Raw genomic sequence first — 12,670 nt, forward strand, 5'->3', positions numbered from 1 at the left:
TGAAAGGACGGGCTCAGAACATGCAGCGCAATGGGCTGTGCCAATCGCCCGCTTGCGAATAGCGCGATTTCTGCCGCCGTTTGGGTGACAACTGCGGCTAAGTCCTGAACGTGGCCCCTCATAGGGGTGTCTCGGAGCTTCGATTTATCGGTCTTTCCGTTTGGGTTCGCAAGCCAAGCAGCTTCGCATCCGGACGCCCTAAGGGCGTGCTTAATGGCCGTTTCACCCACTAGCCCATAGTGATATGCGGCGTCGTCGTGTTCATTGGCACTTTCAAGGGCTTCGGCGGCACGCTGGTGGCGCCACGCTGCCACGTCATACTGTTCGGCCATAAACTTGGGTGCCCCCCCTTGATGCTCACGCTCGCAAACGAAGCTACTAGCCGCCATTTCCATGGCAGGTAGCCGGCCGAATTGAGCTTTTAGGGGGCATGCTAGCCCAATCGGTTGCCTTCGAGAATGCAGAATGAATTTTCCCGCCTGTTGGCAAGTTACGGGTTCCAAGCGAATCCGGTGATGGGGTGGAGTTCCGGTGACGAGTTTCGGTGAGTTTCGTTGACACTCCACTTAATTCGGCAGCGTCCGCTATCGGAAAGCTACAGCGCCCACTCGTACGGCGTAGGTGGCCGCATAGCCGCCAATCCCCCAAGATCGGGCGACTAATGGTCGCGTCATACCCCGCCACCCCGGCACGCAATATCGCCCCCCGTCATTCCTGCCCGGCCAGGCTGCCCAGCCGCCGGGTCGGAAAGCCGGCGGCGTCCAGGCCGGCGATCATGGTTTCCAGGTGGCCGCTATCGGTGGTTTCCACCGCCACGTCCAGTTCGGCATATTTGACAGGGATGTCCTGGAACAGGCGCTGATGGTGCACCTCCAGGATGTTGCCGCCGTGGGCGCCGATCAGGGCCGAGACCTGGGCCAATGTGCCCGGCGCGTCGGAAATCTCGATGCGCAGGCGGGCCAGCCGGCCGGCGCGCACCAGCCCGCGCATCAACAGTGATGAAAGCGTGCGGTTGTCGATGTTGCCGCCCGACACCACCAGCCCGACGGTGCGGCCCCGGAAACGTTCGGGCGCGGCCAGCAGCGCCGCCAACGGCGCGGCGGCCGCCCCTTCGGCCACCTGCTTTTCGGTCTCGACCATCATTTCGACCGCCTGCTCCAGCGCCGCTTCGCCGACCGCCACCACGTCATCGACAAGGGTTTCGATGATCGGCCGGGTCAGCTGGCCGGGATGCTTGACGGCGATGCCCTCGGCCAGGGTCTGGGCGCGGCCGCTGCCGACAAAGGGCGGCCGGGCCAGCGGCGCGAAGCCCTGGGCCTGGACCCCGACCAAGGTGATGCTGTGTTTGCGGGCGCGGGCCGCCACGGCGATGCCGGCCAGCAGGCCGCCGCCGCCGACCGGGACGATCAGGGTGTCGAGATCGGCGCAATCCTCCAGCATCTCGGCGCCGATGCTGCCCTGACCGGCGATGACATGGAGGTCGTCATAGGGATGGATCAGGGTCAGGCCATGCTCGGCGGCCAGCCGTTCCGCCGTGGCCTGGGCCTCGGCCAGATTGGCGCCCGACAGCAAGACGGTGGCCCCCAGCGCCTCGGTGCGCAGCGTCTTGGTGAAGGGCGTGCCCTCGGGCATGACGATGGTGGCGGGAATCCCTAAGCGCCGCGCGTGCCACGCCACCCCTTGCGCGTGGTTGCCGGCGCTCATCGCCACCACGCCGGTCCGGCGCTGGGAATCGGTCATCGCATTCAGGCGGATCAGGGCGCCGCGCGCCTTGAACGAGCCGGTCGCTTGCAGATTTTCCAGCTTCAGCAACACGCGGGCGCCGGTCAGTTCCGACAGGGCGGCGGCCTCGACCAGCGGGGTGCGCACGACGATGCCGTCCATGACGGCGCGGGCGGCCTGGATGGCATCGTCGGCGATCATGCCCGCCCCAGCAGGCGGCGAGTGATGGCCAGGGTGACGTCGTCGAAGCAGCACAAGATGACGGACTGGAACCAGGAATCGCCCTGAAGCATTCGGTCGATCTCGGCTATGGCGATTTCGGCGGCCAGGTCCTTGGGGAAGGCGAAGATGCCGGTCGAGATGGCGGGAAAGGCCAATGTGCGGGCGCCGATGGTGCGGGCCACCGCCAGGCTGTTGCGGTAGCAGGCGGCCAGCGCCGCCGGCTCGCCTTGGCCGCCGCCATGCCACACCGGGCCTACGGTGTGGATCACCCAGGCGGCCGGCAGCCGGTATCCCCTGGTCGCCTTGGCTTCGCCGGTGGGGCAGCCGCCCAAGGTGCGGCATTCGGCCAAAAGCTCGGGGCCGGCGGCGCGGTGGATGGCGCCATCGACGCCGCCGCCGCCCAGCAGCGACGAATTGGCGGCGTTGACGATGGCATCGACCGCCAAGCTGGTGATGTCGGCGACGATCGCGGTGATCCGCGCGTCGGGCATGGCGGTCAGTCCTGCAGCCAACAGGACAGAAGTGCGGTGACCGCCTGCGGCTGCTCGATGGCCGACAGGTGGCCGCAATCCTCGATGGTCACCAGCTTCGCGCCCGGGATCAGGCCGGCCATTTCCTGGGCGCGGTCCGGTGGTGTCAGGGAATCGTCGGCGCCCACCACCACCAGGGTCGGGCAGCGCACCTGCGACAGCGACGGGCGCGAATCCGGCCGGTGGCGGATGGCGTTTTGCTGACGCACGAAGGCTTCGGGGCCGACGGCGCGGGCCATGTCCTTGGCCAGGCCGCCGATCCGCTCCAGGCCCAGATGGTCGGGATGGACCAACAGCGGCAGCATGCCGGGCATGATCTTGTCGAAGCCGCCGGCCTGGGCGATGGCGATGGCGTCCAGGCGGCGCTGGGTCTGTTCCGGGGTGTCGGGCCGGGCGGTGGTGTCCAACAGGGCCAGGCGCTCGACCCGCTCGGGGGCGCGGCGCATGATCTCCATCGCCACATAGCCGCCCATGGACAGGCCGGCCAGGGCGAAGGTGGCCGGCGCCGCCGCCAGCACCCGGGCGGCCATCGCCGCCAAGGAATCGTCCTCGGTCTGGGTCATGACCAGGACCTTGGCCTGGTCGGCCAGGCCCCGGGCCTGATGGGTCCACAGGCGGTGATCGTTCAACAGGCCGGGAATCAGGATCAGGGCGCTCATGCCGGTTCCCCTTATTTGATCAGCCGCGACAAATCCTTGAATTCCGGCGTCGCGGCGCGGTGCAGCCATTCGAACAGAACCATCTCGACGGTGACGACCGACAATCCGGCCGCCGCCATGCGGGCCATCGCCGCCTGGTGGTTGGCGGCCAGCCGCGACGAGCAGGCATCGGCCACCACGAACACCTGATAGCCGGCCTGGTGGAAGCCGATCGCCGTCTGCAGAACGCAGACATGGGCCTCGATGCCGGCGACCACCACCTGCTTGCGGTTAAATCCGTCCAGGCGGTCCTTGATCGCCGGTTCGGCGGCGCAGGAAAAATGAATCTTCTCGACCACCGAATCGGGCGGCGTCAATTCCAGCAGCTCGCCCATGGTCGGGCCCAGGCCCTTGGGGTACTGCTCGGACAGTGTGACCGGGATGTCCAGGCGGGCCGCGCCCCGCAGCAGCAGCGAGCAGCCGCGATAGACCGCGCGCGGATCGGCCATCACCGGCCCCAGATTCTGCTGGACATCGACGATCAGAAGGGACGAGGCGGCGGCATCCATCAGCATGGCGATTCTCCGGAGACGAGCCTTCAATCTACCTTACCGCGCCCTTTCGGGCCAATAACGTTGACAGAACGTCCTGAACCCCTATTATCGCGCCGCAGATGACGATATCGCATATACTTGCCGCACGGACGGCCAGCCACACCCCATGAGCTTCTCTGACCTGGGCTTGAGCCCCGAGCTGTTGCACGCCGTCGAAGCGGCCGGCTACACCGAACCGACCCCCATCCAGGCCCAGGCCATTCCGGTGGTCCTGATGGGCCGCGACGTCCTGGGCTGCGCCCAGACCGGCACCGGCAAGACCGCCGGCTTCACCCTGCCGATGATCGAGATCCTGGCCGCCGGCCGGGCCAAGGCGCGCATGCCGCGCTCGCTGATCCTGGCCCCGACCCGCGAGTTGGCCGCCCAGGTGGCGGAAAATTTCGACAAGTACGGCAAGAACCACAAGCTGACCAAGGCGCTGATCATCGGCGGCGAGTCGATGAGCGACCAGATCGCCCTGCTCGATCGCGGCGTGGATGTGCTGATCGCCACGCCGGGCCGCCTCTTGGACATGTTCGAGCGCGGGCGCATCTTGCTGACCGACGTCAAGATCCTGGTGATCGACGAAGCCGACCGCATGCTGGACATGGGCTTCATTCCCGATGTCGAACGCATCGTCGGCCTGCTGCCGAAGATTCGCCAGACCTTGTTCTTCTCGGCCACGCTGGGCCCGGAAATCCGCAAGCTGGCCGACGCCTTCTTGATGAACCCGAAGGAAATCACCGTGGCGGCTCCGTCGTCGGCGGCGACCACCATCGAGCAGTTCCTGGCCGTCGTCGAGGAAATCGACAAGCGCGAGACGCTGCGCCACATCATCCGGGTCGAGGACGTCAAGAACGCCTTCATCTTCTGTAACCGCAAGCGCGACGTCGATGTGCTGTTCAAGTCGCTGAAGCGCCACCATTTCGACGTGGTCCAGCTGCATGGCGACATGGCCCAGCCGGCCCGCATGGAAGCGCTGGGCAAGTTCAAGTCGGGCGAGGCCAGGCTGCTGGTCTGTTCCGACGTCGCCGCGCGTGGCATCGATATCAAGGCGGTCAGCCACGTCTTCAATTTCGACGTGCCGATCCATTCGGAAGATTATGTCCATCGCATCGGCCGCACCGGCCGCGCCGGCCAGACCGGCCGCGCTTATACCATCGCCACTCCCGATGACGGCCGTTTCGTCGCCAGCATCGAAAAGCTGATCGGCACCGAAATCCCGCGCATCGCCGTCGAAGGCGTGCCGGCCCTGGCGCTGGACATGGAACCGAAGCGGCGCGGCCGTGGCGGCAAGCCGGCGGCCAAGTCGTCGGGCGAGCGTCCGGCGCGTGGTCGCGGTCGCGACCGGGCCGAGGCTTCGGCCGAAGAGGCCGCCCCCGTCGAAGCCAAGCCCGCCCGCGAAGAGCGTGCCCCCCGTGAAGAGCGTGCCCCACGTGAGCCCAAGCCCCCGCGTGAGGCGCGTGCGCCCCGTGAGGACCGCGCCCCCCGTGAAGATCGCGCCCCCCGTGAGGACCGCGCCCCGCGTGAGGAACGCGGACGCGGAAAGGACCGCAAGGGCCGCGATCGCGGTGACCGTGGCGGCCGCCGCGAGCGCTTCGATTCGATGGGAATCGGCGAAATGACCCATCGCGACGACGCCGTCGGCTTTGGCGATCACATGCCCGATTTCATGCTGCGGACGGTGACGGTCAAGTCCTGACTTGATCCTTGCATTCCCCCCCCCTAAAGCACGACATTGGGTGTCGCCGGGGTTAAGGGAAGGTGGGCATGCAGACCATTTTCGTCATGGTGAAGTGCGAATTGGGCCAAGCCTATGCTGTGGCCGATGAAGCTGTCGATATCGAGCGGGTGTCCGAAGTCCATTCCATTTCCGGTCAGTACGACCTGATGCTGAAATGCTTTTTGGATGCCGACCAGGACATCGGCGCCTTCGTGGTCGAGACGATCCAGAAGCTGCCGGGCGTCAAGGACACCTTCACCCTGATCGCCTTCAAGGCCTTCGGCTGAACGCCGGGGCTACCACGTTGCGGAACGAACGATCGGCGCAAAGCATCCTCGCCCTGCTGGCTGGGGTGTTCCTGACGGCTGCGGTCTCGGCGCACATGGTGCTGGCCGACCGCGCCTGGACCCATGCCGAACGCAGTCTCGAGCAGATTTCCGAAGCGCTGGCCGGTCATTTCGCCGTCTGGCTGGATGAGCGCAGGGGGGACGCCCTGGTCCTGTCCAAGGACCGCCTGCTGGCCGAGAAGGTCGAGACCTATCTGGCCGATGGCGACGACCGCATGGGGGTCTTTCTGCGCGAACGCCTGCGCAGCCTGATCGAGGCCTATCCCTATCGCAGCGTCATCCTGCTGGCCCCCGACGGCCGCCGCGTCCTGGATGTCGGACGCGAATCCGACGAGATCGAGCCCAGCCAGGTGGATATCGGCCTGAAGGCCGTCGCCGCACGGGTGCCGGTGACCTCGGGATTGCATGTCGAGGGCGAGGAAGGCCGTCACGAACTGGATATCGACCTGGGCGTCCCGTTGCTGACCGTGGCCAATGGGCCGGCGGTGGCGGCGCTGTCCATCAGCATCGACCCGGCGCGGATGATCGGTTTCGTGGTCCGCGGCCTGCCCCTGCTGGACGAGGGGATGGAGGTGGTGCTGGGCCAGCGGGTCGGCGACAAGGTAGTGATCGTCGATCCCCGCGGCACCCCGGACGGGTCCGAGAACGTCATCACCCGCCCGCTGTCCGCCCCGGAATTGCCGGCGGCGATGGCGGCGCGCGGCGTGCGCGGCATCGTCGAGGGAATCGATTACAAGGGAACCCGGGTGGTCGCCTTCTTGCGCGATGTCCCCGATTCGAACTGGTTCTTACTGGTCAAGCTGGATCGGAGCGAGATCGCGCGGGCCGAACGCCAAAGCGGTGCCATGGTCGCGCTGTCGACCGTTCTCGCCTGGGCCTTGGCGTTCCTGGGGCTGCGCACCCGCATGACCCGGCTTGCCAACGAACGGCTGGAGGCGGAAATCCAGGTTCGCCGCCGGCAGGCCGAGCTGACCCATCAGATCGACATGGACGCGAGGCGGCTGGAGGCCATTCAGGAAGGCATTCCGATCGGTCTGGCCATCGTCACGCTGGATCGCCGTTTCGAATCGGTCAACGAAGCCTTCGTGCAGATGACCGGCTTTTCCCGGCGCGACTTGCTGGGGCGCTCGACCCGGATGATCTATCCCTCCGAGGAAATTTTCGCCGATCTGGGTGAGCGCGCCTATGGCGCCTTGGCGGCCGACCAGGTCTTCAGCGACATCCTTACGCTGCGCCGTCAGGATGGAACCGATATCCGTGTCGCCATGACCGCCCGCCAGATCCGCTCGGAGCCGCCGACCACGGTGTGGGCCTGCGAGGACGTCACCGCCCGCCTGCGCCAGCAGCGCGACCTGGCCCAGGCGCAGGTCGCGCTTCAGAAGCAGGCCCAGGACCTGGCCCGCTCGAACGCCGAGCTGGAACAGTTCGCCTATGTCGCCAGCCACGATTTGCGCCAGCCGCTCCGCCAGATCTCCAGCTACACCACCTTGCTGGAACGGCGCTATGGCGACCAGTTGCCCGACGATGCCAAAAGCTTTCTAAATTTTGCATGTTCTGGTGCCAAGCGGATGGACCGGCTGATCCTCGACCTGTTGGAATATTCCCGTGTCGGCCGGGCCGAGCGGGTGTTCGCCTTGGTCGATCTGACCGAATCGATTCGTGATGCGGCCGGCAACCTGGCCCTTGACGTGGCCGAGACCGGCACCGATCTGACGCTGCCTGACCGCGCGCCCGCCATCCACGGTGACGAGGTCGAACTTCTGCGCCTGTTCCAGAACCTGATCGGCAACGCCGTCAAGTATCGTGATCCCAGCCGCCCGTGCCGGGTCGCGGTGACCGCCCAGGAAACCGACGACCAGGTGGTGGTGCGGGTCGCCGACAACGGCATCGGCATCCCCGCCGATTCCGCCGAGCGGGTGTTCGGCATCTTCCAGCGCCTGCATCAAGGTGACGAGGTCGAGGGCACCGGCATCGGCTTGGCGGTGTGCCGCAAGATCGTCGAGCATCATCGCGGAACCATCATGGTCGAACCGGGGGCCGACGGTGTCGGCTCGGTGTTCGTCGTCAGCTTTCCGCACCCAGACCGGGCTGGCTGATCCCGGCCAGGATTCGCGCGGCCATCGCCCCGGTCAGGCCATCCTGTCGGGCGGCGATCCCTTCCAGGACCTGGCGCACTTCCGGGATGTCGCGGCCGTTGACCGTCAGGCTCCACAAAGCGGAATCGGCCAGGATGCCGGCCAGGGCGCGCTCCCGCACCGAAGGGTCGCGGCCGGCCACCGCCAGCAGGGCCTGCAACTCGGGCTGCAGCATCCAGCCCGACAGCAGCACAGCGATTCGCTCGACATACCCGGTCTGGCCGGTGGCGAAGAATGACGCCCACAGCATGTCGATATGGACCGGATGGGTCGGGGCCAGCAAGGTGAAGTCGGCGCCGGCCAGATCCATGCTGCCGGCCGCCGCCTCGCCGGCGAGGCGTTCCATCAAAAGGTGGCGGCGCGGGTGGTGCGAATAGTTGATGGCCTGGGCCACCACCTCGACCTTGACCGGGTCGCCGCCTTTGACCGCGTCGATCAGCCGGTCGGCCGCCTCGGGGGCCTGGTCCATCAGGTGGGACAGGAAGACCGGCAGGGTCAGCACGGTTTCGGCCCGCCAGCGCGAGGTGACCGGCTCGGCGGCGAACAAGGCGATCAGGGTTTGCGGGTCGGGGGCGCGGAAATAGCCGACGATGGCCGCTTCCAGCGGGCTGGGCGATTCGTTTTCCATCCCTGCTGCTTAATCCAGGAGTATAAGCCGGTCAAGAAAAGCCGGAACCGATCTTGTACCGTCCAATAGCCATGCCAATTGGTGGACATTGGGGTGAATGTCTCGATACCCGGGTTTTTCACTTTCCGCCCCCTGCCCAAGGGTGCACACTCGGCGGATAGGGGAAGGCCGCCCCGCCCGGGTGGCCACTCAAGAACAATAGGAGGCCCAATGACCAGCAAGGTTGCCCTGTTCCTGGCCCATGCCGTCGCCCTGGAAACCGAGGCCGGCGAACGCTACGACGAACTCGCCGACGTCATGGACGTCCACAACAATCAAGAAGTCGCGACGATGTTCCGCCAGATGGCCGAATTCTCGCGGATGCATGCCGCTCAGGTCACCGCTCGCGCCGCCGAATTCGGGCCGTTGCCGAAGCTGAAATCATGGGAATATCGCTGGAATGCCCCAGAACCGCCGGAAGTCGGCGACTTCACGGGCACCCATTATCTGATGACCCCGTTCCATGCGCTGCAATTCGCCCTGGCCAACGAACGGCGCGGCTGGGAGTTCTATAACAACTCGGCCAAGGAAGCGACCGACCCCGAGGTCCGTCGCCTGGGCGCCGAGTTCGCCGAAGAGGAAGCCGAACACGTCGAGACCCTGGAAAGCTGGCTGGAACGCACGCCGCGTCCGGATCGCGACTGGGCGGAAGATCCCGACCCCGCCCAAGTCGTCGATTAATCTTTCTGGGGAATGGCCGGGCTCGGCCCGGCCATTTTTGTGACCAGTCCGACCAGCGGCTTGGTTGCCGCCGTGGTCAGCAGCGCCATCACCACCATGGTTGTGAAGGCGGCCGGCGACAGGATTCCTGCTTCGGTCAGGATGGTCAGCACCACCACTTCCATCAAACCCTTGCATTGCATCAAGGCGCCCAGGCACACCGCGTCGGCCGTCGGCAGCCCGGCACAGCGGGCGGGCAGCGCGGCGCCCAGAATCTTGCCCAGGCCGGCCGCCGCCGTGACCAGGGCCAGGAACAGACCCAACCCGGCGCCCAGGCCCCCCAGATCGACCTTCAGCCCGGCGGTGACGAAGAAGAACGGCATCAGGACCAGCGCGGCGAACGGCTCGAACCGGGTGACGATGGCGGCTGCGACCCGGCGGGGCAGAATGGCGCCGGCGACGAAGCCGCCGATCACCGCATGCAGGCCCAGGGCGTCCGACAGCGCCGCCGAGCCGAACAACAATCCGGCCACCAGCACCAGGGCGGTGTCGCGCGGCCCGCTCTCGCCCCACGATCGGTGCAGCAGTTTCAGCACCGCCGGCTTCACCCCCCACACCATGAAGGACAGCCAGACCAGGCCGCCGACCAGCACGGCAAGACCGGTCAGTGGACGGCCGTCCTGGCGCAAGCCGGCCAGCAGCATCGCCACCATCACCCACAGCAGCAGGTCGTTGACCACCGCCGCGCCCAGGGCCAGGCGGCCGATTCGCGTGCCGTCCAGGCCGGTTTCCTTCATGATGGCGGCCAGCACCGGCAGGGCGGTGACGGCAATTGCTGCGGCGATGGCGGCAGCGAAGATCGGCTGGCCTCCTTGCGGCCCGGCAAGGTCGGGAACGGCATCGAATGCCCACCACCCGACCGCCGCCCCCAGCAGGGCCGGAAGGCACGCCGACGACAGGCTGACCGCGACGAAGCAGCGCCCCTGGCCCTTCAGATCGGCGGGATCGAAATGCACCCCGGTCAGGAAGGCGAACAAGGTCACCGCCAGCAGGCCGATTCCCGACAGCGCCGGGGTCAGGTCGGGCGGAACCACACCCAGCAGGCTGGGGCCCAGCACGATGCCGGTTCCGATCTGAATCACCGCCAACGGCACCAGCCGCTGGACCAGCGGCAGGCGCCATATCGCATAGGGGGCGGCGACGATGGTCAGCGCCAGGAGCAGGAACGCGCCGGAATCGATCATGATGTCTCGCAGCCAGGCGGGGCTACGCCTTCTTGACGAATTCCGACTTCAGGTTCATGGCGCCGATGCCGTCGATCTTGCAGGCGATGTTGTGGCCGTCGGTGGCATCGACCAGGCGGATGTTCTTGACCTTGGTGCCGCCCTTGACCACCAGCGACGAGCCCTTGACCTTCAAATCCTTGATGACGGTGACCGAATCGCCGTCGGCCAGAAGATTGCCGTTGGCATCCTTGACCGCGCCATCGGCCGAATCCGTCGCCACGGCGGCCGGGTCCCATTCATGGGCGCATTCCGGGCACATCCACAGGCTGCCGTCCTGGTAGACGTGCTCCGACCCGCATTTCGGGCACTTCAGTTCGCTATCCATCCTGATCCTCGCTGTTCGTCGGGCGACGTCGCGCCATTCATTCGACAGGCCAAAAAGAAGAAGCCCCCGGTCGCTTTCGCGCCGGGGGCCGGAGATTGGTGGGCGCTGTAGGATTCGAACCTACGGCCCGCTGATTAAGAGTCAGCTGCTCTACCAACTGAGCTAAGCGCCCGATCTCGATTTCTTCTTCGCATCCGATTCCAGATGGAACCGGCCACCCTTCCCAGATGCCACACCGGCACTCGGTACCGGCGGAAGAGGCCGGCTTTATAGTGCGATCCCGAGGGGCTGGCAAGGGGAAAAATCACGGTGCAGATCATCTTTACCGTCGGCTGCCTCGGGCTTGGCCTGGATGCCCATCGGCGTTACAAACGTTCGTAAGCCTGAGCAAGGGCGCCACACCTTGAAGGACTGCCAAGAATGACCGATTCCGTGAAGTATCTCCTGGCCGAGGATCAGATGCCCAAGGCCTGGTACAATCTGGCCGCCGACCTGCCGGTGCCGTTGCCGCCGCCCTTGCATCCTGGCACCGGCCAGCCGCTGGGGCCGGACGATCTGGCCCCGATCTTCCCGATGGCGGTGATCGCCCAGGAAATGACCACCGAGCGCTGGGTCGATATCCCCGAACCGGTGCGCGAGGTCTATCGCCTGTGGCGTCCCAGCCCGCTGGTCCGGGCCAGGCGGCTGGAAAAGGCCTTGGACACCCCGGCCCGCATCTATTTCAAGTATGAAGGCGTGTCGCCCGCCGGCAGCCACAAGCCCAACACCGCGGTACCGCAGGCTTTCTACAACAAGCAAGAAGGGGTCAAGCGGCTGTCCACCGAGACCGGGGCCGGCCAGTGGGGCAGTTCGCTGGCCTTCGCCGGCTCGCTGTTCGGCCTGGAGGTCGAGGTCTTCATGGTCAAGATCTCGTTTAACCAGAAGCCCTATCGCCGCGCCCTGATGGAAACCTATGGCGCGCGCTGCATCGCCAGCCCGTCGCCGCTCACCAATGCCGGCCGCGCCGTGCTGGAGAAGTCGCCGGACTCCAACGGCTCGCTGGGCATCGCCATTTCCGAGGCGGTCGAGGTCGCTGCAAGCCGCGACGACACCAAATACGCCCTGGGCAGCGTCTTGAACCATGTCTGCCTGCATCAGACGGTGATCGGCGAGGAAGCCATGGTGCAGATGGAGATGGCCGGCGACAGCCCCGACGTGGTGATCGCCTGCACCGGCGGCGGGTCGAACTTCGCCGGTCTGGCCTTCCCCTATATCCGCGAGAACCTGAAGGGGGCCAAGGTCCGCATCGTGGCCGTCGAGCCGGCCTCGTGCCCGACCCTGACCCGGGGCCGCTACGCCTATGATTTCGGCGATACCGGCCATCTGACCCCGCTGGTCAAGATGCACACCCTGGGCTCGACCTTCATGCCGCCGGGGTCGCATTCGGGCGGGTTGCGCTATCACGGCATGGCGCCGATGGTCAGCCACGTCAAGGAACTGGGCCTGTGCGACGCCAAGTCCTATGCCCAGACCGAATGCTTCGCCGCCGCCGTGCAGTTCGCCCGTGCCGAGGGCATCGTGCCGGCCCCGGAATCGTCGCACGCCGTCAAGGGCGCCATCGACGAGGCCCTGGCCTGCAAGGCCGAGGGCAAGGGCCGGACCATCTTGTTCAACCTGTCGGGCCACGGCCATTTCGACATGCAGGCCTATACCGACTTCTTCTCGGGCAAGCTGCGCGACCCCGATTTCGCCGCCGACGAGTTGGAGGCGGCGCTGGGCGCGCTTCCGAAGGTCGGCTGAGACAAAAAAGGGGGCGGACGGTTCGCCCCCTTTTCCTTTTGGA

12 protein-coding genes and 1 tRNA gene are annotated in these 12,670 nt (G+C 66.4%); 5 read left to right on the plus strand and 8 right to left on the minus strand.

What is annotated here, in order from left to right:
- Positions 1 to 708 precede the first annotated feature (708 nt).
- The 4 genes from MTBLM5_RS06995 to MTBLM5_RS07010 are packed head-to-tail and all read right to left on the minus strand — an operon-like array spanning position 709 to position 3,687.
- Positions 709 to 1,923, minus strand: coding sequence for a threonine ammonia-lyase (locus MTBLM5_RS06995; RefSeq protein WP_173975039.1), 1,215 nt, complete (start codon positions 1,921 to 1,923; stop codon positions 709 to 711).
- Complete coding sequence (locus MTBLM5_RS07000; RefSeq protein ID WP_173975041.1) at positions 1,920 to 2,435, minus strand: O-acetyl-ADP-ribose deacetylase; 516 nt, start codon at positions 2,433 to 2,435, stop codon at positions 1,920 to 1,922. The genes MTBLM5_RS06995 and MTBLM5_RS07000 overlap by 4 nt, the downstream gene beginning before the upstream one ends.
- A gap of 5 nt (positions 2,436 to 2,440) precedes the next feature.
- Positions 2,441 to 3,133: an alpha/beta fold hydrolase gene (locus tag MTBLM5_RS07005; RefSeq protein WP_173975043.1), complete on the minus strand. Its 693-nt coding sequence runs from the start codon at positions 3,131 to 3,133 to the stop codon at positions 2,441 to 2,443.
- A gap of 11 nt (positions 3,134 to 3,144) precedes the next feature.
- Positions 3,145 to 3,687 carry a hydrolase gene (locus MTBLM5_RS07010; protein WP_173975045.1) on the minus strand — a complete coding sequence of 181 codons (543 nt, stop codon included), beginning with the start codon at positions 3,685 to 3,687 and terminating at the stop codon, positions 3,145 to 3,147.
- 145 nt (positions 3,688 to 3,832) lie between these two features.
- Here MTBLM5_RS07010 and MTBLM5_RS07015 point away from each other — a divergent pair, with 145 nt between their 5' ends.
- From MTBLM5_RS07015 to MTBLM5_RS07025, 3 genes are all read left to right on the plus strand, one after another.
- Positions 3,833 to 5,407 carry a DEAD/DEAH box helicase gene (locus MTBLM5_RS07015; protein ID WP_173975046.1) on the plus strand — a complete coding sequence of 525 codons (1,575 nt, stop codon included), beginning with the start codon at positions 3,833 to 3,835 and terminating at the stop codon, positions 5,405 to 5,407.
- Positions 5,408 to 5,475: 68 nt separating this feature from the next.
- Complete coding sequence (locus MTBLM5_RS07020; protein WP_173975048.1) at positions 5,476 to 5,715, plus strand: Lrp/AsnC ligand binding domain-containing protein; 240 nt, start codon at positions 5,476 to 5,478, stop codon at positions 5,713 to 5,715.
- A gap of 17 nt (positions 5,716 to 5,732) precedes the next feature.
- Positions 5,733 to 7,871, plus strand: a complete 2,139-nt coding sequence (locus tag MTBLM5_RS07025; protein ID WP_173975050.1) for an ATP-binding protein — start codon at positions 5,733 to 5,735, stop codon at positions 7,869 to 7,871.
- Here the strand turns inward: MTBLM5_RS07025 and MTBLM5_RS07030 are convergent.
- Complete coding sequence (locus MTBLM5_RS07030; RefSeq protein ID WP_173975052.1) at positions 7,840 to 8,538, minus strand: hypothetical protein; 699 nt, start codon at positions 8,536 to 8,538, stop codon at positions 7,840 to 7,842. The two genes, MTBLM5_RS07025 and MTBLM5_RS07030, sit on opposite strands and share 32 nt — an antisense overlap.
- A gap of 210 nt (positions 8,539 to 8,748) precedes the next feature.
- On the opposite strand from MTBLM5_RS07030, the gene MTBLM5_RS07035 reads away from it, so the two are divergent.
- Positions 8,749 to 9,258, plus strand: a complete 510-nt coding sequence (locus MTBLM5_RS07035) for a ferritin family protein (protein WP_173975053.1) — start codon at positions 8,749 to 8,751, stop codon at positions 9,256 to 9,258.
- Here the strand turns inward: MTBLM5_RS07035 and MTBLM5_RS07040 are convergent.
- The 3 genes from MTBLM5_RS07040 to MTBLM5_RS07050 all read right to left on the minus strand — a co-directional run bounded on the left by MTBLM5_RS07040 (position 9,255) and on the right by MTBLM5_RS07050 (position 11,020).
- Positions 9,255 to 10,481 (minus strand): cation:proton antiporter, encoded by a 1,227-nt coding sequence (locus tag MTBLM5_RS07040; protein ID WP_173975054.1) that lies wholly within the window; start codon positions 10,479 to 10,481, stop codon positions 9,255 to 9,257. The genes MTBLM5_RS07035 and MTBLM5_RS07040 overlap by 4 nt on opposite strands.
- A 22-nt stretch (positions 10,482 to 10,503) precedes the next feature.
- Entirely contained in the window at positions 10,504 to 10,848 is a 345-nt protein-coding gene (locus MTBLM5_RS07045; RefSeq protein WP_173975055.1) for a zinc ribbon domain-containing protein YjdM, read from the minus strand.
- A 96-nt stretch (positions 10,849 to 10,944) separates the two neighbouring features.
- A tRNA-Lys gene (locus MTBLM5_RS07050) sits at positions 10,945 to 11,020 on the minus strand.
- Positions 11,021 to 11,268: 248 nt separating this feature from the next.
- Here MTBLM5_RS07050 and MTBLM5_RS07055 point away from each other — a divergent pair.
- Entirely contained in the window at positions 11,269 to 12,627 is a 1,359-nt protein-coding gene (locus MTBLM5_RS07055; RefSeq protein WP_173975056.1) for a TrpB-like pyridoxal phosphate-dependent enzyme, read from the plus strand.
- The last annotated feature ends 43 nt before the right edge of the window (positions 12,628 to 12,670 follow it).

Source organism: Magnetospirillum sp. LM-5 (assembly GCF_902729445.1).
GTDB lineage: Bacteria > Pseudomonadota > Alphaproteobacteria > Rhodospirillales > Magnetospirillaceae > Magnetospirillum.